Origin of the sequence: Guptibacillus hwajinpoensis (genome assembly GCF_005144865.1) — a bacterium.
Classification (GTDB): domain Bacteria; phylum Bacillota; class Bacilli; order Bacillales; family Guptibacillaceae; genus Guptibacillus; species Guptibacillus hwajinpoensis_A.
The window spans coordinates 1-24,020 of record NZ_SWFM01000006.1 but is presented as its reverse complement, the minus strand read 5'-3'; the positions used below and the strand labels follow the sequence as shown (position 1 = coordinate 24,020).

Below are 24,020 nucleotides of genomic sequence, written 5' to 3'. Positions count from 1 at the left end.
TCATTCGTTTAACTCTTCAAGGAATCTGTTCTCGCTCCATACTTCTATTCCTAGTGATTCTGCTTTCTCAAGCTTCGATCCCGCATCTTCCCCTGCAATCACAAGATCAGTGCTTTTGCTCACGCTTCCAGTCACCTTTGCTCCTTGCTGTTCTAGTATCTTTTTGGCATCTCCGCGACTCATTTGCTCGAGTTTACCTGTTAATACCACTGTTTTACCCGCAAAAACAGTATCGATGTCTTCTACCGAAACTGGCTTCGGACCTTTATAGGTCATATTAACACCAGCGGTCTTCAATTCTTCTATGAGTTCATGCACTTCTTCATTTTGAAAATAACGCACAACAGAATCAGCCATCTTTTGACCTACTTCATTTATTGCTTCAAGATCTTCTACACTGGCTTCCATAATACTGTCCATCGATCCAAATTGCTGGGCAAGCGTTCTTGCGGCTTTAGCACCAACATGGCGAATGCCCAAGCCAAAAAGTAACTTCTCAAGTGAATTTTCTTTCGAGGTTTGAATGGCTTCGAGAAGATTAAAGACTGACTTCTCGCCCATCCTTTCAAGTTCAATGAGCTGTTCATGTGTAAGCTTATAGATATCAGCTACATCATGAATTAATTCTTCACGAAACAGCTGTGTAATCACGCGTTCACCTAGCCCATCAATGTTCATCGCGTTACGTGAAACAAAGTGAATAAGACCTTCTCTTAGCTGTGCAGGGCATTTTGGATTAATACATCTAAGAGCTACTTCTTCTTCTAGCCTAACTAGATCACTCTCACACTCCGGGCATCTCTCAGGCATTGAGAAGGCTTCCTCATCGCCTGTTCGGCGATCTTCAATGACGGAAACTACTTCCGGAATGATATCTCCAGCTTTCTTAACAACTACATAGTCACCAATTTTGATGTCTTTCTCTCGGATTAAATCTTCATTATGAAGCGAAGCGCGTTGTACTGTCGTCCCTGCAACAAGAACAGGCTCAAGAACAGCCGTTGGCGTCACTACTCCAGTTCTACCTACATTGAGTTCAATCGAGAGAAGCTTGGTTACCACTTCTTCAGCTGGGAATTTAAAAGCTATTGCCCACCTAGGGCTCTTAGCTGTGAAACCTAACTCTTCTTGATGCTCTAGTGCATCTACTTTAACGACGATTCCATCGATCTCATATGAGAGATCTGGTCGCTTTTCGGTCCATCCATCAATAAACTTGATAACATCTTCAATGGTTTCGCAACGCTTCCATTCTGGATTTGTTTTAAAACCAAGTTCATTCAAGAAATCCAGTCCATCAGAGTGCGAATAAATTTCCTTACCTTCAACGGTACCTACACCATAAACAAAAACAGATAGGTTACGGCTTGCTGCAATTTTAGGATCTAGTTGACGAAGAGAACCAGCTGCCGCGTTCCTTGGGTTAGCAAATAAATCCTGCTCATTCTTCTCACGAGCTTCGTTTAACTTAAGGAATGATGGTTTTGGCATGTACGCTTCACCGCGCACTTCCATACTCACATTCTCACTTAATCGAAGTGGAATAGCAGGTATGGTTTTTAAATTCTGTGTAATATCTTCCCCAACTGTACCATCTCCACGAGTTGCACCGCGAACTAGCACACCATCTTCATAAATGAGTGAAACAGCAAGACCGTCTATTTTCAATTCGCATACATAAGAAAAGTTTTCGCCGATTCGATCTCGTACACGTCGGTCGAAATCTTTCAAATCTTCTTCTCCAAATGCATTTCCCAAACTTAACATTGGAACACGATGTTCTACTTTTTGAAACCCTTCAAGAGGTGGTCCCCCAACACGCTGTGTAGGGGAATCCTGTGTTTTAAGCTCTGGATTTTGTTCTTCAAGAGAAAGGAGCTCATTCATCATCCGATCATACTCTGAATCAGGAACGGTTGGTTGATCGAGCACATGATACTCATAGTTATAGTGATTTAAGAGCTGACGAAGCTCTTCGACGCGTTTCGTTTCTTCTTTCATCGTCAAACCTCACCTTCTAATGTGGCTATTGCTTCTCAATAGGGGCAAACTTCGCCAGAAGACGCTTTATACCAACTGGATTTGGGAATGCAATATCTAGCTCGGTAGAATCGCCTTCTCCTTTTACGCTAACAACCGTTCCAACACCCCATTTGCGGTGGCTAGCTTTATCTCCAACCTTCCAGTCAAGTGAGTCTCCTCCCGTTGAAGTAAGTTGAGGACGGCGTGGCGTTTTAGGCGTAGCTACTCTTGAAGAACGCGGATTTGATCCACCGGAAAATGGTGATGCAGGTTTCTCCTGTCCTTCTTTTTCAAGTAACTCTTCTGGAATTTCGCCAATAAAGCGAGATACCGGGTTTGAGTTCGTTTTACCATAAAGCGTGCGAAGACGAGCATTTGTTAAGAAAAGCTCTTCTTCAGCTCTTGTTATTCCAACATAAGCTAGACGACGTTCTTCTTCCATTTCTTCTTCTTCAAATAGAGAACGACTATGTGGGAAGACGCCTTCCTCCATGCCAATCAAAAAGACAACAGGAAACTCAAGACCTTTTGCAGAGTGGAGCGTCATGAGGGTTACCGCTTCTTTTTCTTCGTTCTCATCTTCATCAAGCTTATCGATATCAGCTACTAGCGCAAGGTCTGTAAGGAATGCGATTAAGCTTTTATCTTCACTCGCTTTCTCAAACTCTTGCGTAACCGATAGGAACTCATCAATATTCTCTAATCTTGTCTGTGCTTCAATCGTATTTTCGTTTCTCAAGGAATCACGGTAACCTGATTTATCAATCACTTCTTCAACAAGTTCAGAGACAGCTAAATATTCTTGCATCTGTGTCCAATTCGCCATTTGATTCCCAAAAGTTCGAAGTGATTTAGTAAATCGAGCGCTAAGACCAATCTGTTCTACTTCTTGAAGTGCAGTGAAGATGGATATATCTTGATTTGCAGCATACTGTGCCACCTTGTCCATTGTAGATGCGCCAACGCCCCGTTTTGGTACGTTTACAATACGAAGCAAACTAATATCATCGTCTGGATTTGCAATCAATCTAAGGTAAGCAAGCACGTCCTTAATTTCTTTACGATCGTAGAACTTTGTACCGCCAACAATGTTGTACGTAATGTTAGACTTATTTAGAATTTCCTCAATGACTCGGGACTGAGCATTTGTCCGATAAAGAATCGCAATCTGTGAATTTGTACGCTTTCCACTATTCACCATATCTAGGATTTTTCCGGTTACAAAGCGACTTTCATCGTGTTCGTCATTGCCCTGATAGTACGTAATATGCGGCCCATCCTGGTTATCCGTCCAAAGCTTCTTTGGTTTTCGATTCATATTATTTTCAATCACGACATTCGCTGCTTGAAGAATTTTCTTTGTTGAACGGTAGTTCTGTTCAAGGAAAATTGCCCGTGCACTCGGATAATCTTTTTCAAATGAAAGGATATTCTGGATATCCGCGCCACGCCAGCGGTAAATTGACTGATCCGAATCACCAACAACACACAGGTTCTGGTACTTCTCAGCCATCAATTTAACCAGTACATACTGGGCTTTGTTTGTATCCTGATACTCATCAACGTGAATATACTGAAATTTACGCTGGTAGAATTCAAGAACCTCAGGTACTTTTTTGAAAAGTGTTATCGTACGCATGATTAGGTCGTCGAAATCAAGCGCCTGATTTTTACGAAGTTGTTTCTGGTACTGCTCGTACGCATCAGATACAACACTTTCATATGGTCCCTTCGCATTCGCTTTGTAATCTTCAGGTGATTGCAATTCATTTTTTGCGGAACTAATACTACCGAGAATGCCTCGAGGTTCGAATTTCTTAGGATCGACGTTTTGTTCCTTTAAAATTTTCTTAATGACAGTTAGCTGATCCCCCGAATCAAGAATCGTAAAATTACGGTTAATCCCTATTCGATCTCCATCTCTTCTTAAAATACGTACGCACATGGAGTGGAATGTGGAGATCCATATGTCCTCTGACACAGGACCAGTAATGGAATTTACTCGTTCTCTCATCTCTCGTGCTGCTTTATTAGTAAATGTAATGGCAAGAATGTTCCACGGGGAAACCTGCTTCTCAACAAGTAAGTATGCAATGCGGTGTGTTAGCACCCTTGTCTTTCCACTTCCTGCCCCGGCCATAATTAAGAGCGGTCCGTCTGTATGCTTGACCGCCTCCTGCTGTTCGGGGTTCAATCCGTTTAATAATTTATCAACTATTCGCTGCATGTTTTCGCACTCCTCACAAACATATGTTCTTATTTCTTATTTTACCTGATCGACAGGAGAGAATCAATTTCCTTTAACAGCAGCAACTGTTTTAATCGCCTGCTTTATATTATCGTATATACTATTCCCAACTATAATGGTATCAGCATAAGCTGCCATCTCTTTTGCTTTCTCTGGTGAGTCGATTCCTCCGCCATAGAAAAGCATCGTCTCATCAAGCACCTTGCTAACCTTCTGAACCAAATCAGCATCGCCATACGTTCCACTATATTCCACATAAAAAATTGGCAGTTTGAACATCTTCTCTGCCATTCGTGCGTATGCAAGCACATCATCTTCTTCAATTGTCGTATTAGCCGACGTTAGATTCGCTACTTTTGATTCACTGTTTAGAATACAATACCCTTCCATCACAATTTCATCCCAGTTCATAATCTCACCGAATTCTTTAACCGCTTCATGATGCAATCCCGTAACCCAGCGGCTATCTTCCGTATTTAATACAGTTGGAATGAAATAGAAATCAAATCCTGGCGTCACAGCCTCAACCGTGGAGACCTCCAGTGCACATGGTACCGCGTATCTGCGAATGCGCGCAAGCAAGTCCAGCGTCCGATCAAGCGTTACACCATCACTTCCCCCAACAATCACCGCATCCGTCCCAGACTCACATATCGCCTCTAGATCATAGTCCTCAATTTCCTTATTCGGATCAAGCTTAAAAACATGCTTCCACTCTCGAAAATCAAACATCCTAACCTTCCTCTCACTTTTCCTCATAAGTTGGATTATATCAAAGAATACCCTAAAAGCGGAAGCGATCGTTCAGCCCCGACAAGCATAAGACGAGCCTCAATGTGACGTCCTTTGTCACAATGAGGCTTGGTTTATGACCTCGAGGGGCTGATCGCTGTAGCTGGATCACGAAAAGCGGAAGCCTCCGTTTAGACCCGGCAGGCACTGGAGCCCTACAAATTGAACACGGTCTGTGTGTTCGAGTTGGAGGGTGAAGTGACCAAGGGTCTGGAGGCTGCAGCTAGATCACGAAAAGCGGAAGCGATCGTTCAGCCCCGACAAGCACTGGAGCACAACTAGTAAAAACAAAACTTATCCGCGATTTTCGGAATATAACCGCGATAGTATGATTTTATCCGCGAAAATGGATGTTATATCCGCGAAATGTTAAAAGCGCCGGATTATAAGCACTAATTCCCCACAAAAAAATGAGCCGATCTCCGGCTCATTCTCTCTACTCTTTATTATGAACACGATCAAGTGTCATTTGGTAGCCATCGTTTCCGTAATTCAGGCTACGTTTCACTCTGGAAATGGTTGCAGTACTAGCTCCCGTTTCAGTCTCAATCTTATGATAAGTAAACCCTTCTCTCAGCATACGCGCAACTTCTAGGCGCTGTGCAAGAGATTGAATTTCGTTCACTGTTGCTAGATCATCAAAGAATAAATAACATTCTTCAAGATCCTTTAATGAAAGGATAGCTTCAAAAAGCTGATCAAGTGTTTTACCTCGAAGTTTATCAATTTGCATTGTTAGTCCACTCTCCTTACTCAAAATATGTATCATTCTATTCGGTTGGTTCTGTGTGAAAAAGTTTCACTTTCATTCTTCCATCATTTTATGGCTACCTTAACAATCTAGCCGTATAATCATTCCTTTATTCCGTTAAGTGTTTACCTTGTTATAGTTTAACGCATTATCGAAGGAAAAAGTACCATTTTCCGCTTTACATCATAAATTCCTTGCTGCGTCAATCGAATAAAAGGTAAATGCGTAGAAGAGAAAAACAGAAGGCTATAGATAGGGTCACCAAATGCGTATCCTCTTTTCTCTAGCTCTGTAATGATCCGTTTCTCTGCTTTCATCAAATCTTCGAGAGGTAAAACAGACATCTTTCCCATAAGAGGCAATTGAATCTCAGCAATAACTTCTTCGTTCTCTACAAGAGCAATCCCACCACCAATTTGTCTCACTCGATTAAAGGCAGCGATCATATCAGATTTCTTTTTTCCGATAATAATAAAATCCCCTGTATTCGAAAAGCTGCTAGCAAACCCTTTAACGTTCGTTGCAAATCCTTTAATGATTGTATTTACGCGCCACTTGCCTTCACGACTTAAAAGCATAATAAAACATTCGTCAGAACCTGCAGGCAATTCATCGACAGAGGTTTCTATTGATAAATTGTAAGGCTTTGTAATGACAGCATTTATCATTTCGACACCAGCTGGACCTGAGAACGTTAAATCGTTCGGTTTAAGCTCCCACTGTTCTTTAATTGAAGTAAGTCCGTGATCCTCCCAATCAAAAAACCAGTCCTGGTCTACTTCTACTCCATCACGCTTCAGCCATTTTCCACGCGCAAGGACGGATATAGGAAGCGGCTTCTCACTTGATTCAAGAATATTAATATGAGCAAGTCTACCAGGTGCTATCATACCATGTGTATCGGCTATACCGTAGTGGTTTGCCACATTATATGACACCATTGAATAAGCATCTTCAGCAGGTACGCCTGCTTCTAAAGCAATGGAAATCAACTTGTCTGTCAGCCCTTGTTCAAGAAAGGATGGAGTTGAGCCATCAGTGTTCATCATAACTCGATCAAACGACGTAACTCCTTTCTCAAGAAGGGACTCAAGGATAACTGGTAGATCTGGTCTGATGGATGAATAGCGAAGCGATGTCACCATTCCCATCTCTAAACGACGAAGCGCTTCCTCTCCAGTCATCGCTTCATGGTCACATGAGACGCCAAGTAGACCCATCTTCGTTAATGTTGAAAGAGACGCACCCGGGAGATGTCCCTCAACAGGCTTACCGAGCCTTCTCGTTTCCTGCATCCATTCTAAGATTTCATCATCTCCACCTAATACATCAGGCCAGGCAGTAAGCTCTCCACCTTGTATAACAAGCGGGTGGGAAAGCCATTCCTTCATATGTTTATTTGTTATAGCGTCTTCATCAAGAAGCTTTGTCTGTGCATCATATCGTGCCCACCAAAACATCGAAACAGGAAATTGATCAAGATCCTCTATTAATGTAAGCGCTTTCTCATGAGGTAAACCGAGAAGGAAAAGCATGTTATCATTCATCAATGTCGTTGTTCCCCGCTCGGATGCATAGCGTGCAAACGTAAGGGGATTATAAAGTTGAAATGGATGAGCATGTGGTTCAATGTAACCTGGAACAAGACATTTTCCTTTGCAATCAATCCATTCTGTTGAATGATGCTCTTCAGGTAGATCATCACCAACATAGACAATGCGATCTTCGTATACCCATATATTCGACGTAACCCATTTTTTTAATCCGTTGTTTAAGTAGGTTGCATTATAAAAAACGATCGATGGTGGCAACTCGCCAGAGACTACTTGCACGTGTTGTCGTAATTGCTGCTTTGTCCATAAATTTTTTCGTTTCGCCATAACCATCACCCGATTCAAGAAGTTTTCTTTATTTTAACATAATTTCGAAACGTTGCTACTTTTGATTTGTATTTGATGAAAGGAGTTTTTTCCATGAAACCAAATATTAGTATGATGAACGCTTTTATTCGCCTTACTGCAGGTTTTGCTTTGCTCTCCTGGTCAACAGCTAAACTGTGTAAAGACGACAATAGCATGACCGCATTATTAATGGCAACTGTAGGTGCTATGAAAATCGCTGAAGGTCACACTCGGTATTGCCCCGTAGTGGATCTTATGACACAGGATGAAAACCGCGATCCCGATGAAACTGCACTGGAAAAAGTTATCAATCCTTCCTAGACACTTAAAATCAAAAAACTTCCCTGACACCAGGGAAGTTTCATCTATCTAATCATAAGGAGGTACATATATGCTCGAGTATATAACAGATACTTGGTTAATCTATACGATGGTCATTGGTAGTATTGTAGCGATTGCTTTCGCTTATATTAAGAAGAAACGTGCGAGATAGCTCGATATCCGATATCCGTACGGTAAAAGCCATCCTCAACGGTAACATGCTCTAATTCTTTATAAACGGAACGACTTGCTTGTTTCAAATCTTCCCCTTTAGAAGCTACAAGTAACACGCGCCCACCGTTTGTTATCAAATTACTTTCGGTGTATTTCGTTCCAGCATGAAAAACAAGTGCTTCAGAACTCACCTCATCTAACCCAGTGATAGGCTTTCCCTTCTCATAACTGCCAGGATATCCACCAGATGCAATAACTACGCCAATAACCGCTTCATCGCTCCAGGTTAGCTCTGGTGCTTTACCATCCAGCATGGTAAGAACAGCTTGTACAAAATCTGATTTCATTCTTGGCAATACTACCTGTGTCTCAGGATCACCGAAGCGGGCATTAAATTCAATGACTTTCGGTCCTTCATTCGTCAGTATTAAACCTGCATAAAGAATTCCCGTGAATGAACGTCCATCTGCTTTCATCCCTTTGGCAGCCGGTCGCAAAATCGACTCTACCGCATGATCCACAACATCCTCGGATATTTGTGGAACCGGTGAATAGGCACCCATACCACCAGTATTTGGTCCTTGATCACCATTAAACGCTCGTTTGTGATCTTGGGAGATAACAAGCGGGTAGACGTGTTCCCCTTCTACTAGAGCCATTAACGAAAATTCTTCTCCATCTAGAAACTCTTCTACTACCACTTTATCGCTTGCTGTACCGAACTGATTGTTCTCCATCATATCATGAAGGCTGTCAAGTGCTTCATCAAGGGTCATTGCAACGACGACACCTTTACCAGCAGCAAGACCGTCTGCTTTTAGGACAATAGGTGCTCCCATTTCTTCTACATAAGCTCTCGCTTCTTTGTAATTAGTAAAGGACTTTGAATAAGCAGCAGGAATTCCGTTCGCTACCATTAGCTCTTTGGCAAAGGTTTTGCTTCCTTCAATTAGAGCCGCTTCCTGTGTGGGCCCGAATACACGAAGACCTGCTTCTTGAAATCGATTCACAATGCCATCGAGTAAAGGTTGTTCTGGCCCAACGAGTGTTAACTCGATGTTTTCCTTTTTCGCAAAGGCTACGAGTCCTTCATGGTCGTTCTCTTCAATCGGTACTAGTTGAGCCTCTTTCATCCCTGCGTTACCTGGGGCTACGTATACTTGATCAACAAGACTACTCTGTGCCGCCTTCCAAGCCATCACATGTTCCCGACCACCGCGCCCAATCACCAAAACCTTCACAGGTAAAACCTCCTCTTAATGTTTAAAATGACGAACACCAGTAAAGACCATTGTAATTCCATATTCGTTGGCTTTCTTAATTGAATCTTCATCACGAATTGACCCACCAGGCTGAATAATAGCCGTAACACCAGCACGTCCAGCTGCTTCAACAGTGTCATCCATTGGGAAGAAAGCATCGGAGCCCATTACAGATCCCTTGCTTTTCTCACCTGCTTGCTCAATAGCAATATTCGCAGCACCCACTCGGTTCATTTGCCCTGCTCCAATCCCAATTGTTTGATCATCTTTCGTAAGAACAATGGCATTGGATTTAACATGCTTTACAACTTTCCACGCAAGCTTCAGTGCTTCCCACTCTTCATCCGTCGGTTCACGGTCAGTAGGTACTGAAATATCAGCTTCTTCAAATCCATAACGATCACGTTCTTGAAGAAGTAGTCCACCATTTACTGATGTAAGCTGATGTTCAATAGCAGGTGAGGCAGAGACATCAAGCTTCAGTAAGCGGAGATTCTTTTTCTTTGTAAGGACAGTAAGAGCTTCTTCCGAGAACGCAGGCGCCATAATAATCTCCAGGAAAATTTCTTTTAGTTTCATTGCTGTGGCTTCATCTACTTCACGATTAATTGCAACAATTCCACCGAAAATAGAAGTCGAATCTGCTTCATATGCTTTCTGGTATGCCTCAACAATTGTCTCCCCTGTACCAACACCACAAGGGTTCATATGTTTAACAGCAACGACCGCTGGCTGATCGAATTCTTTCACAATGTTCAGTGCAGCATTCGCATCATTAATATTATTGTAAGAAAGCTCTTTACCATTTAATTGTTCAGCTGAAGCAAGAGACGCTCCTTTGTAGAGTGGCTTACGATAGAATACGGCTTTCTGATGAGGATTCTCACCATATCGCAATGTTTGTTTTCGTTCAAACGTAACTGTTAACGATTCAGGCGCTTCTTCACCTGATTGTGCTGTTAAGTATTCAGAGATGACAGCATCGTATGAAGCAGTATGGCGGAATACCTTTGCTGCAAGCTCTCTACGAAGTATTTGGGTGGTGCCTCCGTTCTCTTCAACCTGGCGAAGCACACGATTGTAGTCTGAAGGGTCAACAACAACTGTTACATCACGATGGTTTTTCGCTGCAGAGCGAAGCATTGTCGGTCCACCGATATCAATGTTCTCAATTGCATCTTCATACGTTACATCAGGTTTAACAATTGTCTCTTGGAATGGGTAAAGGTTCACGACTACGAGGTCGATTGGCTGAATGTTTAATTCATCTAGCTGCTTCTGATGATCTTCATTGTCTCGAACAGCAAGCAAACCACTATGTACATTCGGATGAAGTGTCTTTACTCGTCCATCAAGGATTTCAGGGAATCCTGTTACGTCAGAAATACCTATTACGTTCACACCTGCTTCTTCGAGGGCACGCTTGGTTCCGCCAGTAGAGATAACCTCTACACCTTTGTCGGCAAGTCCTTTTGCAAATGCTGTAATATCCGTTTTATCAGAAACACTAATTAATGCTCGTTTAATAGCCATACTACTTCCTCCCATTACCTTTTAATTTTCTCCTCAAGAAGGGAACGAATGACGGCAGGGTACAAGAGGTGCTCAACTGCCTGAATTTTTCGTCCTAAATCCTCTTTGGTGTCATTCTCATCAATTCGAACATAATCCTGTTCAATGATTTGTCCGGTATCCATTCCCTCATCCACGAAATGAACGGTTACTCCCGTTAGTTTAACTCCTGCTTCAAAAGCCTGTCCGATCGCGTCTTTTCCAGGAAAAGACGGAAGGAGTGACGGATGAATATTTATAATTCTCCCTTCGAATCCTTGAAGGAGTATCGGTCCGATTAATCTCATATAGCCTGCAAGAATAATCCACTCAATACCTGCTTCATTCAACTGTTGAAGAATAAATGTTTCGAAATCAGCTTTTGATTCATAAGATTTTGGATAGAAAGAAAGGACAGGAATGCCGAATGCTTCTGCCCTTTTTTCTACTTTGGCACCAGGACGGTCACAAACGACAAGCGAAATCTCCGCATCAAGTTCACCGTTCTCGATTGCTGCGGCAATCGCTTCAAAGTTCGAGCCGCTTCCAGATGCGAATATGGCTATCTTTTTCATGACAAGTCACCGCCACCGAATTCAATTCCTTCACCTTTAATAACACGACCGATCATAAAGGCTCTCTCGCCATCTGCTTCAAGCTGTTTCATCACACTGACAGCCTCATCCCCAGGAACCGCTAGCACCATACCGATGCCCATATTAAATGTTGTGAACATTTCTTTTCGAGCAAGGCTTCCTTTTGACTCAATTAGATCAAAGATTCCCGGAATTGGCCATGAACCATAATCAATCTGAGCCGCAAGCCCTTCAGGAAGCATACGCGGAATGTTTTCTTCAAATCCTCCACCCGTAATGTGTGCAATCCCATGAACCGTGTGCGTCTTAAGAACGTTAAGAACAGGTTTAACATAGATGCGAGTTGGAGCAAGCAAGGCTTCGCCAAGCGTCGTTCCAAGAGCTTCATATGAGGATTCTAGATCCAAGGCGTTATCCTTTAACAATACTTTTCGAACAAGTGAGAAGCCATTACTATGAATGCCATTTGAAGCAAGGCCAACAAGTACGTCGCCTTCCTTCACATTGTCAGTTGTAATCAACTGTGACTTTTCGACCGCACCAACCGTAAATCCAGCAAGATCATAATCATTTTCTTTATACATGTCAGGCATTTCCGCTGTTTCTCCACCAATGAGTGCGCATCCTGCTTGTGAACAGCCTTCAGCAACACCTTTAACGATAGCTTCAATTCGCTCTGGGGCTAGCTTGCCTGTTGCAATATAATCTAGAAAATAAAGTGGTTCTGCTCCCTGTGCTACAACATCATTTACACACATTGCTACGCAATCAATCCCGATTGTATCATGCTGATCCATTTGAATCGCAAGCATCAGCTTCGTGCCTACGCCATCTGTTCCAGAAACAAGGACTGGTTTTTCATAAGGTAGTTCTGATAAATCAAACATTCCACCAAAACCGCCGAGTCCTCCTAAAACGCCTGGACGCATCGTCTTCTTCACATGAGGCTTAATCCGGTCTACTGCTTCATAACCTGCTTCAATATTTACGCCTGCCTGCCTGTATGCTTCTGCCATAATGGCCTCCTTCGGTTAGACTTTTTCGTAAGGATGAACCGTATCAGGATATATTTCAGTAGGATAGTTTCCAGTAAAGCAACCAAGACACTGTCCGCAATTGGAGCCTTCGTCTTCTCTACCGATTGCTGTCGTCATACCTGCTGTTGAGAGAAATGTAAGTGAGTCTGCACCGATCTCGTCACACATTTCATCGACACTCATCTTCGCTGCTATCAATTCTCCTGAATTAGATGTATCGATTCCGTAATAACATGGGCTAATAATTGGAGGAGCACTGATACGAACGTGCACTTCCTTTGCACCAGCTTCCCTGAGCATAGTGACAATTCTCCTACTCGTTGTTCCACGCACAATCGAATCATCAACAATCACGACTCGCTTTCCTTCAACAACACCACGAACAGGGGAAAGCTTCATTTTCACTCCACGTTCTCTCAGCTCCTGTGAAGGTTGAATAAACGTTCTTCCAACATAGCGGTTTTTGATTAGCCCCATCTCATAGGGAATGCCAGATTCTTCAGCATATCCAATCGCAGCGGAGATACTTGAATCAGGTACACCTGTTACGATATCCGCTTCAATTGGTGCCTCTTTCGCAAGCTGTTTACCAAGCTTCTTTCGAGCTGTATGCACATTAATGTTCTCAATATTACTGTCAGGTCTTGAGAAATAGATATATTCCATTGAACAAATGGCACGAGAAACCGATGATGAGAAGCGTTCAGACTCCAAGCCATTCTCGCTAATAATGAGAAGCTCTCCAGGCTGTACATCCCGAATATATTCAGCTCCGATAAGGTCAAATGCACATGTTTCGGATGCGACAACGTACGCACCTTCAAGGATTCCGAGCGACAAAGGTCTTAAACCGTGTGGGTCAAGAGCAACCATCATTTCTTTTTCTGTCATCATAATAAAGGCATACGCACCCTTAACCATTGTAAGAGCATTTTTGACCTTTTCACGCTGACTTAAATAACCGCTTCTCTTAATTAAATGTGCAAGCACTTCTGTGTCTGAAGTCGTTTGAAAAATACTTCCCTGGCCTTCAAGTTGATGCTTGAGCGCATTAGCGTTCACAAGGTTTCCGTTATGCGCAAGTGCAAGACCGCCGTTCTGAGAGCGGAAAACGAGCGGTTGGACATTCTCATATCCACCGCCACCAGCTGTCGAGTATCTAACATGACCAATAGCACCGTTGCCTTCAAGCTGATCAAGATCACCTGGTCCAAACACGTCATTCACTAGGCCAAGCCCCTTATGATTATAGAGACGATCACCATCTGTCGAAACAATACCTGCTCCTTCTTGCCCACGATGTTGCAAACTGTGAAGTCCATAATACGTAAGCGAAGCAGCATCCGGGTGACCCCAGATGCCGAATACGCCACACTCTTCATTTAAGCCTTTGATTTCACCAAACATGGAATAGCTCCCTTCCAGGCTGCTTCAAGTTCTTGAACAGGAGCATCGAAGATATGCGTTTCATCTTCATGCATAATCGTTAAAATACCAGTACCAGTAACCTCGCCGATTAGTTTCGCTCCAGTTCGTAGCTCAAATGCCCGCTGATGTTCCCCCTTGATGGTTACAAGAAAACGAGATTGTGTTTCACTAAATAGATCTGTTGTTACTTCTCCATCGATGCGTACATTGGCACCAAAATCTGTTCCAATTAATGATTCTGCAAGAGCGACACTAAGTCCACCTTCTGCAAGGTCATGTGCTGATTCTACAAATCCATCCTGAATCGCTGTTAACAATTGGTTCTGAAGCTCTTTCTCCACTTCAAGATTTAAAGTAGGAGCCTGACCAGAAATTTTCCCGTCTAGATACTTTTGAAGCTCACTCCCACCGAAATCCTCACCAGTTTCTCCTAGCATATAAATCAAGTTTCCTTCTTCTTTGAAGGCTTGTGTTGTTACATGATCGAGGTCATGAACAAGTCCTACCATACCGACAACCGGCGTTGGATAGACTGCGACGCCGTTCGTTTCATTATAAAGAGATACATTTCCACCGATTACTGGGGCGTTCAGCATACGACACGCTTCACTCATACCATCTGTGGCTTTTTCAATCTGCCAGAAGATTTCAGGCTTCTCAGGGTTTCCGAAGTTTAAGCAATCTGTAATCGCTAGTGGCTCTCCACCAGAACAAACAATATTACGCGCAGCTTCTGCAACAGCAATTTGTCCGCCAACTTCAGGATCAAGATACAAATAGCGAGAGTTACAGTCCGTTGTCATCGCTAGGGCTTTTCTTGTACCGCGGACGCGAACAACGGCTGCGTCAGATCCAGGTGCAACAACTGTATTCGTACGAACCATGTAATCATACTGATCAAAAACCCATTCCTTACTTGAAATAGTTGGCTGACTAAGAAGGGTATAAAGCATCTCCTTCGCATCTTCCACAACTGGAATCGGTTTATGAATCTGCTGATTTTCAATATAGTAATCTGGAATGCGGGATGGTTTATGGTAAACAGGTGCTTCCTCAGCGAGTGCATCAACTGGTACATCTGCTACAACTTCGCCTTTATGAAGAAGTTTGAACCTCTTATCTTCTGTCACTACGCCAATTTCTTTACACAAGAGACCCCAGCGATCCGTAATTTCTTTGATCTCTGCTTCATGACCCCTTTTAACAACCACAAGCATTCGCTCCTGTGATTCAGAAAGCATCATTTCATAAGGTGTCATGCCTTTTTCGCGCTGAGGAACTTCATCAAGATTCATCTCAATTCCCATACCAGCTTTACTTGCCATTTCTGAAGCGGATGATGTTAATCCAGCTGCTCCCATATCCTGAATACCAACAAGTGCATCACAGTGAACAAGCTCGAGACACGCTTCAAGAAGAAGTTTCTCCATGAACGGATCGCCAACTTGAACAGCAGGGCGCTTTTCGTCAGAAGCATCTGTCAATTCTTCTGATGCGAAGGTTGCACCGTGAATTCCGTCACGTCCTGTGCTTGCACCAACGTACATCACCGTGTTACCAGCTCCGGATGCAATCCCCTTTTGAATATCTTTATGATCAATTAAACCAACACACATAGCATTAACAAGTGGATTACCGTCGTAAGAAGCATCAAACTGTACCTCTCCTCCCACTGTTGGAATTCCGATACAATTACCGTAGCCAGCAATCCCTGCAACTACTTCTTCAAAAAGGTACTTCACTTTCGGGTTGCTAAGTTCACCGAAACGAAGAGAATTAAGAAGCGCAATTGGTCGAGCACCCATAGAGAAAACGTCACGGATAATGCCACCAACTCCAGTAGCTGCGCCTTGATAGGGCTCAATAGCTGAAGGGTGATTGTGACTTTCAATCTTAAAAACAACAGCCTGCTCATCTCCAATATCAACGATGCCCGCTCCTTCACCAGGTCCCTGAAGAACACGTTCACCTGTAATCGGAAACTTCTTCAGTACAGGCTTAGAATTCTTGTAGCTACAGTGCTCTGACCACATCACCGAGAAAAGCCCTGTCTCTGTATAGTTAGGTGTTCGGCCAAGAATCTTTTCTACCATACCGAACTCGTCATCTGTTAAGCCCATTTGGCTATAGATCTTTTGACCTTTGATCATCTCAGGTGTAGGTTCATGCATGTGTGACATTGGATTCCCTCCAGTTGCGTAGTATCGATTTAAATAGCTTCAATCCATCCGCGCTTCCTAATAACTCATCCACTGCTCGTTCAGGGTGTGGCATCATGCCAAGCACATTGCCTTCTTCATTCACGATTCCTGCAATATCTTCAACCGAACCATTCGGATTATCTGCATAGCTGAATGCAATACGATTGTCTTTCTTAAGCTGTGCTAGCGTTTCTTCATCGCAATAGTAATTTCCTTCACCATGAGCAATCGGCACTGTAATTTCTTCACCGTTCTCATATGCTGAAGTAAACATTGTTTCATTGTTTTGAACTCGTAATGTCACAGGACGGCACATAAATTTCAAGTTCTTGTTTCGTTTCATTGCCCCTGGCAATAGACCTGCTTCCAAGAGAATTTGGAATCCGTTGCAAACACCTAATACTGGCTTACCAGCTTCAGCTGCCTTAATCACTTCAGGCATGATTGGTGCAAAGCGAGCAATCGCACCACTTCGTAAATAATCTCCATATGAAAACCCACCTGGTAGAAGAATCGCATCGTAGTTTGCTAGATTCTGCTCATCGTACCGGACATAAACCGCTTCTTCTCCAAGCTCATCTTTGATGGCGTGATACATATCCACATCGCAGTTAGAACCCGGGAACACAATCACTGCAAATTTCACTGTGCGACTCCCTCCTCGATTTCATAGGTGTAATCTTCAATCACTGTATTAGCAAGAAGCTTCTCGCAAATTTCTTGAATACGCTGATCAAGGTTTTCCGTATCCCTAACGGTAAGCTCCATGTATTTCCCGATTCGTACATCTTCTACTTCATTATAAGAAAGACTGTGGAGTGAATTCTTAACAGCACTCCCTTGTGGATCTAGTACACTTTCTTTTAACGTTACATAGACTTTTACTTTATACATGATTCGGATCCCCCTAAACGAGCTAGAATTTGTTCGTACGCTTCTGTTAGATTACCAATATCTCTTCGAAACACGTCTTTATCCAGTTTTTCATTTGTATTGCTGTCCCATAATCTACATGTATCCGGCGATATTTCATCAGCAAGCATTATCATTCCATCTGCTGTTATACCGAATTCAAGCTTAAAGTCCACTAGTTTCACATCACGCTCAAGAAAATACTCTCGTAATAGCGTATTTATTCTTAACGCCCGTTCTTTCAAATCGTTAACCGTATCTTCTGTTGCAAGCTCAAGTTCGAGCACATGATCAAGCGTAAGAAGAGGATCACCAAGGTCATCATTCTTGTAATAGAATTCAACAATCGGCTGTTTTAGAAGTTTACCTTCTTCAACACCGGTTCGTTTGGAAAAGCTCCCAGCAGCGATGTTCCGAACAACTACTTCAAGTGGCACGATCGATACCCGCTTCACAAGCTGCTCTGTAGAAGACAACTTTTCAATAAAATGACTCTCGATACCCGCACTCTTCAGATAATTAAAGAGCAAACTCGTAATTTCATTGTTCAGTCTTCCTTTACCTGTGATTGTTGCTTTCTTCTCACCGTTATAAGCTGTTGCTGAGTCTTTATACTCGACCCAAACAACCTCTGCTTCGTTTGTTGCATAAATTCTCTTCGCTTTTCCTTCGTACAACAATCCTTGCTTTTCCATGGTGATCCCCTCCGATGCTTAATTAAAGTCCGAGACGTTCAAATATCATATCCACCGGCTTCAGGTGGTAGTTGTAGTCAAAGCAATCTTCAATTTCTGATTCACTCAGTTGATCGGTAATTTTAGGATCGGCTTCTACTAGCTCTCTAAATTGAATTCCGCGCTCCCAAGCATCCATTGTTTTCGGTTGAACAAGATCATATGCTTCTTCTCGTGACATCCCTTTATCAATAAGAGATAGAAGAACGCGCTGGCTGTAGATTAATCCGTATGTTCTCGTCATATTACGCTTCATGTTTTCTGGGAAAACCGTTAGCTTTGAAACGATCCCTGCAAAACGATTCAGCATATAATTAAGTGCTATCGTTGCATCTGGCAAAATCACACGTTCTGCAGAAGAATGAGAGATATCGCGCTCGTGCCAAAGTGCTACATTCTCGTATGCTGTTGTCATGTAGCCGCGAATCACGCGTGCCATACCCGTCATGTTTTCAGAGCCGATTGGGTTACGTTTATGCGGCATTGCGGATGAGCCTTTTTGGCCTTTCGCAAAGAATTCTTCCACCTCACGCGTTTCACTTTTCTGTAGTCCACGGATTTCAACTGCAAACTTCTCGATAGACGTCGCAACAAGCGCAAGTGATGACATATAGTGTGCATGACGATCGCGCTGAAGTGTTTGTGTCGAAATTGGTGCTGGTTGAAGACCAATCTTTTCACACACATACTGCTCAATAAACGGATCAATGTTCGCATATGTTCCAACGGCTCCAGATAGCTTACCGAATCGAACATTTTCAGAAGCTGTTTTGAAGCGATCAAGGTTACGCTTCATTTCTTCATACCAAAGAGCCATTTTAAGACCAAAAGTTGTTGGTTCTGCATGAACACCATGCGTTCTACCCATCATAACTGTGTATTTATGTTCCTGTGCTTTTGCTTTTAGGACCTCAATGAATTTTTCAATATCCTTAATCAAAAGATCGTTCGCTTGCTTAAGCTGGTAAGACAAAGCTGTGTCGACCACATCTGTTGACGTTAAACCATAATGCACCCACTTACGCTCTTCTCCTAGCGTTTCTGAAACAGCTCTAGTAAAAGCAACGACGTCATGGCGCGTTTCCTCTTCAATCGCATGTATGCGTTCCACGTTAAATCCTGCGTTCTCACGGATTTTTTGTACGTCCTCTTTAGGAATAATTCCCAACTCTGCCCATGCTTCACATGCAAGAATTTCTACCTCGAGCCACGCATTGTAGCGATTTTCCTCTGTCCAAATAGCTCCCATCTCTGGGCGTGTATAACGTTCAATCATATTAAGTCCTCCTGGTCTATTATCTTTACTGCCATAATTTCCATTGCGTCATCCGCTCAATCGCATCTTCAGTTGATGATGCAAGAAAATTAACATGACCCATTTTGCGATTATGCTTCGCTTCGTCTTTTCCATATAAATGAAGCTTTGCGCTACCAAGTTCCGATACACTTTTCATAAGAGGTGATACATGCTGACCGAGTAAATTCCCCATTACAACGGGCTTTAACTGCTTCGTGCTTCCAAGTGGCAAGCCACATATCGCTCGGATATGTTGTTCAAATTGAGAAGTCTCGCATGCTTCCATCGTATAATGTCCTGAATTGTGAGGTCTTGGTGCAAGTTCATTTACATATAGCTCATTATCTTTTAAGAAAAGTTCAACTGCAAGTGTTCCAACAAGGTTCAGATTATTGGCAAGTTGTTTTCCAACCTCACTCGCCTCGTTCTTCATTGTCTCGTCTACTCGCGCTGGAACAATCGTTTGATGAAGAATATTGTTAACGTGAATGTTCTCTCCTACAGGGAACGTTGTTGTCTCTCCTGTTACGCTTCGTGTGACAATAACAGACAGTTCTTTTTGAAACGGCACCCAGCTTTCAAGTATACAAGGTACATTTGGAAACGAAAGAGATTCAATGTCTTCTTGCTTTCTTAAAACCCACTGACCTTTTCCATCGTAACCGCCAGTCCGTGTTTTAAGTACGGAAGGTAAGCCGATCTTCTTTATAGCATTCTCAAGGTCTTGTTTAGAATCCACTGCTTCAAAAGGTGCAACTTGAAGGCCTGATTTCTGAATGGTTGTCTTCTCAATGTAACGATCCTGTGTGATGCGAAGTAACTCGCCACCCTGTGGCATATAAGCATTCTCCGTAAGCCATTGGGCTGTTTCATGAGTGATATTCTCAAATTCAAAAGTAATCACGTCACTAACATCTCGAAGCTCTCTAGCTCCATCCAGATCATCATACCCACTTACAACTTCATGATCCGCTACTTGACCACATGGTGAACCGCTCTTAGGTTCAAGTACAGCGATACGATAGCCCATCTCTCTTGCCTTCAAGGCCATCATTCTACCAAGCTGACCGCCACCTAGAATTCCTATTGTGCTTCCGGGTAAAATGGTTCTATTCATAAAGTATCACTACTTTCGAGTACCGCTTCTTTCATCTGTGTTCGATAATCGCTAAGCTTCTGTTCAATTCCTTTATCGTTCGTGCTTAGAATTTGTGCTGCTAGAAGCCCTGCGTTCTTCGCTCCTGCTTTTCCAATCGCCACTGTTGCGACTGGTATTCCTCCTGGCATCTGAACAATGGAAAGCAATGAATCAAGACCATTCAATGTTCGCGATTGAACAGGCACCCCTATTACTGGAAGTGTTGTCTTAGCAGCAACCATACCTGGCAAATGTGCGGCGCCACCAGCACCTGCAATAATCACTTTAAGTCCGCGCTCTCTTGCTGACTCTGCGTACTCAAACATTAACTCAGGTGTTCTGTGAGCTGAAACAACCTTTTTCTCAAATGATATATTAAGTTCTTCTAGTATGTCACAGGCATGCTTCATCGTTTCCCAATCTGATGTGCTACCCATTATGATGCCAATTTCCGCTATCATGCTATTCCTCCTTCAGTGAAGGTGCTGATTAATCTAAATAGTTCGATAATAAAAGAAAAGCCCGAGATAGAATTCTTCTATTAACTAGAAGAAGCTTCTACCTCGGGCGAAAACACATCCATCCTGTCCTGCACTATGCAAAACACGACTTTCCCCCTCATAGTCCGACGATTAATGGTCGTCAGGTAGAAACTTATGGGCCTTATTCCCAAGATTATATGAGGTATCCTTTTAACTCTTCTTACATAGTAACAAGAGCCACGTTCAACTGTCAACGTAAAATCGAACGATGTGTTTTATATTATGGATAATGTTCGGTTTTTACTTCAACTTTCCTTCAAAAACAATTCTCTGTCCGCAATGCTCGGGTTCTTTAGATCCTTTACGTTCTTTAAACACTGGCTCTTCACGGCGTCTGACTGGCATATAGCCTTCATCATCCATTCGCTTTAAGCAGTCTGAGAGAGATTCATTTTCTTGAACTTCAAACTTCTTTTTCTTAGGCTTCTTTTCCATACATTACCTCCGGATTTTTCTAACCCAGAATCCTCCCTGGAAGGTACGGGGTTCATAGGAGATGACGAATGCCTTCGGATCGAGCTCTTCAATTGCCTGATAGAGCTTACGTTCAGACTTGCGTGAAGTTAGAACCTGCATCACAAGGCGTTCTCCCTGACGTCCATGGGCAAGATAATGTGTTACACCATAGCCAACGTCTCTTAATTTATTGGGAATATCATCTTCAAGCTTCGTAGTAATCGCATTTACTGTAATATAACCAAGTGCAAGGTACTCTTCAATCTTCATTCCTACTATAATACCCACACCAAAACCTAGGGCATAAGCAATAACGTTCTGTATCTGCCCAAGATTATCGAGGACGAGACCAAGTCCAATAACATAAATCGCAATTTCAATTGTCCCAGTAATTGCTGCAAGGTATCGCTGCCCTTTAAGCGTTAGAATCGTACGCATCGTAAGAAATGATACATATACGATATTAATAGCAAAAATGGTAGCAACCATGCCAAGACCACTATCAAGCATGTCCATCCTCCTTCTTCCTTATCGCTAAAACTCGAACTTTCCCTAGCATAACACGATCAAACATCGTACCGCATGCGTTATTTACTGATTCTAACTAAAAAGTTTCAATAGTCTATTTCAATCAGAACCTTCTTTTATACCATTCACTTTACCGAGGGTTTTAAACTGCATTTTATCTTTTTAACAAAGATATACTGTGAGCATATACTGGAAAAAAGCCCAGGAGGAGAAGTCATGGGAGATTACTGGAGTCAAATGTATGACTGGCGAAATAAAATGAACAAATTCATGGGAGATGATTTCTGGACGGATTTTCAGGATATGTTCGTATCAAATGGCCCTCTCGTCAATCTCTACGAAGCTGGCAATGAATTGATCTGCACCGTCTATCTCCCTGGTATAAAAAAAGTGGATGATGTGGATGTCTATATTCATTATCGTACGCTCAAAGTAAAAGGTCAGACAAATTTATCTCTTAAAGGCTATCGAAATGTTCAGGAAGAATACAAGCATGGTCCTTTTGAACGAATTGTGGAACTTCCATTTCCAGTACGCGAAAAACCAATTGATGCTAGCTACAAGCGGGGTATACTGTTGATCCATCTCCATCGACTGATCGAATCGAAGGAAGAACGGAAGCGTTTGAAGATTAAAGATGATGAATCAGGAGAATAATTGAATAAGAAGTGATTGATAATATTCAATCGCTTCTTTGTTTATTATTAAGAATTAGTAGTCTTTACATTTTTATATAAGCACGGATAGCACTATCATGACTCCTCATTTCTCACGAAAAAATATAATAAATTAAACAAAAAAAGAAGCAGCATCATACTTCCTCAGGTAACTTACTAGTAAAATTTCACTCGTCCCTCAACAGGTTGAAACTCTTTATCTCCAGGAGGAGCAGTTTGATTACCAAAAGGCATTTGGGCAATTAACTCCCAGCTATGAGGAATATCCCACTCTTCTTTTACTTGTGCATCAATAAGCGGGTTATAATGCTGAAGGGAAGCGCCTAGACCCTCCTTCTTAAGAGCAGTCCAGATGACAAATTGAAGCATACCTGAAGAATGCTGTGACCATTTCGGGAAGTTATCTGCAAACGTAGGAAGTTTTTCTTGAAGCCCTTTTATTACATCTTGATCTTCAAAAAAGAGCACGGTGCCATATCCATTTGCAAAGCTATTCATTTTCTCTTCTGTAGAACTAAATTGATCTGCCGGAACAATGCCACGAAGGGTTTCTTTCGTAATCTCATTCCATAGCTTAGTGTGACTATAGTCAAGCAGCACTACCACTCTCGCGCTCTGTGAATTAAATGCTGACGGTGTATGGAGAACAGCATATTGAATCACTTCTTGTAGATTCTCATCTGAGATTGTTCGCTCTTTTCCAATACCATAGATAGACCTTCTTTCTTTCACTGCTTCGAAGAAAGCCTTGCTACCTTCATTTTTCGTTGAAACATTTCCAAAAATCTTTTCCTTCATTCCCATAAATGTAATCACCTTTTTCAATATTTTTTGTAATTAAGGAGGTTAGTATCCCCTGAAGGATGTTTTATTATTATTTACTGATTATTTATGATCAATTGGCGGTGTGATAAAGATCTTTAGTGATAATGCGCCATTTATCCACGACTCTATTTGTAAGCAGTGGTAATTAGCTAAGAGCAACTGGTTTAGACCATGCAAAAAGCGAGAAACCAATTGGTTTCTCGCTTTTCTTAAGTTGCCCAGCGACGACGTCCTACTCTTGCAGGGGCAGATTCCTCAACTACCATCGGCGCGAGAGCTTAACTTCTGTGTTCTCACACGTGGCGCGATAAGCGGCGAACTTCTTCGTCAGCTGCGCGATGCCAGATCCTCATGGTTCTCCCGAATATCCACTCCGGTCTGACATCACTTGCTTCCTCGAATTTCTTGCTTCTCCCACCCCTACGTAGGTTTCGAAGATGTTTTTCTTGTTTATTCTTGAAGCGGAAGAACTTTAAACCATACAAAAAAGCCAGAGACGATTGATCTCTGACTTCCTTAATTGCCCAGCGACGTCCTACTCTTGCAGGGGGAGATCCCCCAACTACCATCGGCGCTGAAGAGCTTAACTTCCGTGTTCGGCATGGGAACGGGTGTGACCTCTTCGCC

General features: G+C 42.5%; 23 protein-coding genes, 1 rRNA gene and 1 riboswitch. Of the genes, 3 read left to right on the top strand and 21 right to left on the bottom strand.

What is annotated here, in order from left to right; translation table 11 throughout:
- The 5 genes from ligA to FBF83_RS16860 form a co-directional block, all read right to left on the bottom strand.
- On the bottom strand, nucleotides 1–2,001 hold the full coding sequence (gene ligA, locus FBF83_RS16880; RefSeq protein ID WP_136948327.1) for an NAD-dependent DNA ligase LigA: 2,001 nt from the start codon (nucleotides 1,999–2,001) through the stop codon (nucleotides 1–3).
- Nucleotides 2,002–2,026: 25 nt separating this feature from the next.
- Nucleotides 2,027–4,249, bottom strand: a complete 2,223-nt coding sequence (gene pcrA / locus FBF83_RS16875) for a DNA helicase PcrA (RefSeq protein WP_136948326.1) — start codon at nucleotides 4,247–4,249, stop codon at nucleotides 2,027–2,029.
- Between the two features lie 63 nt (nucleotides 4,250–4,312).
- Nucleotides 4,313–5,002, bottom strand: a complete 690-nt coding sequence (locus FBF83_RS16870; RefSeq protein WP_136948325.1) for a heptaprenylglyceryl phosphate synthase — start codon at nucleotides 5,000–5,002, stop codon at nucleotides 4,313–4,315.
- A gap of 496 nt (nucleotides 5,003–5,498) precedes the next feature.
- Nucleotides 5,499–5,795 (bottom strand): YerC/YecD family TrpR-related protein, encoded by a 297-nt coding sequence (locus FBF83_RS16865; protein ID WP_136948324.1) that lies wholly within the window; start codon nucleotides 5,793–5,795, stop codon nucleotides 5,499–5,501.
- Nucleotides 5,796–5,953: 158 nt separating this feature from the next.
- A complete protein-coding gene (locus FBF83_RS16860) occupies nucleotides 5,954–7,693 on the bottom strand; it encodes an adenine deaminase C-terminal domain-containing protein (RefSeq protein WP_136948323.1) in 1,740 nt (579 codons plus the stop codon).
- 93 nt (nucleotides 7,694–7,786) lie between these two features.
- Here FBF83_RS16860 and FBF83_RS16855 point away from each other — a divergent pair, with 93 nt between their 5' ends.
- On the top strand, nucleotides 7,787–8,035 hold the full coding sequence (locus FBF83_RS16855; RefSeq protein WP_169525589.1) for a YgaP family membrane protein: 249 nt from the start codon (nucleotides 7,787–7,789) through the stop codon (nucleotides 8,033–8,035).
- Between the two features lie 70 nt (nucleotides 8,036–8,105).
- Nucleotides 8,106–8,207, top strand: coding sequence for an EYxxD motif small membrane protein (locus tag FBF83_RS21375; RefSeq protein ID WP_330218555.1), 102 nt, complete (start codon nucleotides 8,106–8,108; stop codon nucleotides 8,205–8,207).
- Here the strand turns inward: FBF83_RS21375 and purD are convergent.
- From purD to FBF83_RS16785, 14 genes are all read right to left on the bottom strand, one after another.
- Entirely contained in the window at nucleotides 8,185–9,450 is a 1,266-nt protein-coding gene (purD, locus tag FBF83_RS16850; RefSeq protein WP_136948321.1) for a phosphoribosylamine--glycine ligase, read from the bottom strand. The two genes, FBF83_RS21375 and purD, sit on opposite strands and share 23 nt — an antisense overlap.
- A gap of 15 nt (nucleotides 9,451–9,465) precedes the next feature.
- A complete protein-coding gene (gene purH / locus FBF83_RS16845; protein WP_136948320.1) occupies nucleotides 9,466–11,004 on the bottom strand; it encodes a bifunctional phosphoribosylaminoimidazolecarboxamide formyltransferase/IMP cyclohydrolase in 1,539 nt (512 codons plus the stop codon).
- Between the two features lie 14 nt (nucleotides 11,005–11,018).
- Nucleotides 11,019–11,597, bottom strand: coding sequence for a phosphoribosylglycinamide formyltransferase (purN, locus tag FBF83_RS16840; protein WP_136948319.1), 579 nt, complete (start codon nucleotides 11,595–11,597; stop codon nucleotides 11,019–11,021).
- Entirely contained in the window at nucleotides 11,594–12,634 is a 1,041-nt protein-coding gene (purM, locus tag FBF83_RS16835) for a phosphoribosylformylglycinamidine cyclo-ligase (protein ID WP_136948318.1), read from the bottom strand. The genes purN and purM overlap by 4 nt, the downstream gene beginning before the upstream one ends.
- A gap of 15 nt (nucleotides 12,635–12,649) precedes the next feature.
- A complete protein-coding gene (gene purF, locus FBF83_RS16830; protein ID WP_136948317.1) occupies nucleotides 12,650–14,062 on the bottom strand; it encodes an amidophosphoribosyltransferase in 1,413 nt (470 codons plus the stop codon).
- Nucleotides 14,038–16,263 carry a phosphoribosylformylglycinamidine synthase subunit PurL gene (gene purL / locus FBF83_RS16825; protein WP_136948316.1) on the bottom strand — a complete coding sequence of 742 codons (2,226 nt, stop codon included), beginning with the start codon at nucleotides 16,261–16,263 and terminating at the stop codon, nucleotides 14,038–14,040. The genes purF and purL overlap by 25 nt, the downstream gene beginning before the upstream one ends.
- Complete coding sequence (gene purQ / locus FBF83_RS16820; protein ID WP_136948315.1) at nucleotides 16,247–16,930, bottom strand: phosphoribosylformylglycinamidine synthase subunit PurQ; 684 nt, start codon at nucleotides 16,928–16,930, stop codon at nucleotides 16,247–16,249. Before purQ ends, purL begins: the two co-directional genes overlap by 17 nt.
- Nucleotides 16,927–17,178 carry a phosphoribosylformylglycinamidine synthase subunit PurS gene (purS, locus tag FBF83_RS16815; RefSeq protein WP_136948314.1) on the bottom strand — a complete coding sequence of 84 codons (252 nt, stop codon included), beginning with the start codon at nucleotides 17,176–17,178 and terminating at the stop codon, nucleotides 16,927–16,929. Before purS ends, purQ begins: the two co-directional genes overlap by 4 nt.
- A complete protein-coding gene (gene purC, locus FBF83_RS16810) occupies nucleotides 17,166–17,891 on the bottom strand; it encodes a phosphoribosylaminoimidazolesuccinocarboxamide synthase (RefSeq protein WP_136948313.1) in 726 nt (241 codons plus the stop codon). Before purC ends, purS begins: the two co-directional genes overlap by 13 nt.
- Nucleotides 17,892–17,913: 22 nt before the next feature.
- Entirely contained in the window at nucleotides 17,914–19,206 is a 1,293-nt protein-coding gene (gene purB, locus FBF83_RS16805) for an adenylosuccinate lyase (protein ID WP_136948312.1), read from the bottom strand.
- Nucleotides 19,207–19,231: 25 nt separating this feature from the next.
- Entirely contained in the window at nucleotides 19,232–20,344 is a 1,113-nt protein-coding gene (gene purK, locus FBF83_RS16800; protein WP_136948311.1) for a 5-(carboxyamino)imidazole ribonucleotide synthase, read from the bottom strand.
- Complete coding sequence (purE, locus tag FBF83_RS16795) at nucleotides 20,341–20,826, bottom strand: 5-(carboxyamino)imidazole ribonucleotide mutase (protein WP_136948310.1); 486 nt, start codon at nucleotides 20,824–20,826, stop codon at nucleotides 20,341–20,343. Before purE ends, purK begins: the two co-directional genes overlap by 4 nt.
- Nucleotides 20,827–20,966: 140 nt before the next feature.
- A riboswitch (purine riboswitch) is annotated at nucleotides 20,967–21,068 on the bottom strand.
- A 79-nt stretch (nucleotides 21,069–21,147) separates the two neighbouring features.
- Nucleotides 21,148–21,342 carry an NETI motif-containing protein gene (locus FBF83_RS16790; protein ID WP_048313445.1) on the bottom strand — a complete coding sequence of 65 codons (195 nt, stop codon included), beginning with the start codon at nucleotides 21,340–21,342 and terminating at the stop codon, nucleotides 21,148–21,150.
- A 3-nt stretch (nucleotides 21,343–21,345) separates the two neighbouring features.
- Nucleotides 21,346–21,873 carry a DUF2179 domain-containing protein gene (locus tag FBF83_RS16785; protein WP_136948309.1) on the bottom strand — a complete coding sequence of 176 codons (528 nt, stop codon included), beginning with the start codon at nucleotides 21,871–21,873 and terminating at the stop codon, nucleotides 21,346–21,348.
- A 234-nt stretch (nucleotides 21,874–22,107) separates the two neighbouring features.
- Between FBF83_RS16785 and FBF83_RS16780 the strand changes: the two genes are divergently transcribed.
- Nucleotides 22,108–22,548 (top strand): Hsp20/alpha crystallin family protein, encoded by a 441-nt coding sequence (locus FBF83_RS16780; protein WP_136948308.1) that lies wholly within the window; start codon nucleotides 22,108–22,110, stop codon nucleotides 22,546–22,548.
- 176 nt (nucleotides 22,549–22,724) lie between these two features.
- Here the strand turns inward: FBF83_RS16780 and FBF83_RS16775 are convergent, their stop codons facing one another.
- A complete protein-coding gene (locus tag FBF83_RS16775; RefSeq protein ID WP_136948307.1) occupies nucleotides 22,725–23,372 on the bottom strand; it encodes a nitroreductase family protein in 648 nt (215 codons plus the stop codon).
- 543 nt (nucleotides 23,373–23,915) lie between these two features.
- Nucleotides 23,916–24,020: ribosomal RNA gene (gene rrf / locus FBF83_RS16770) — 5S ribosomal RNA — on the bottom strand; the annotation flags it as partial.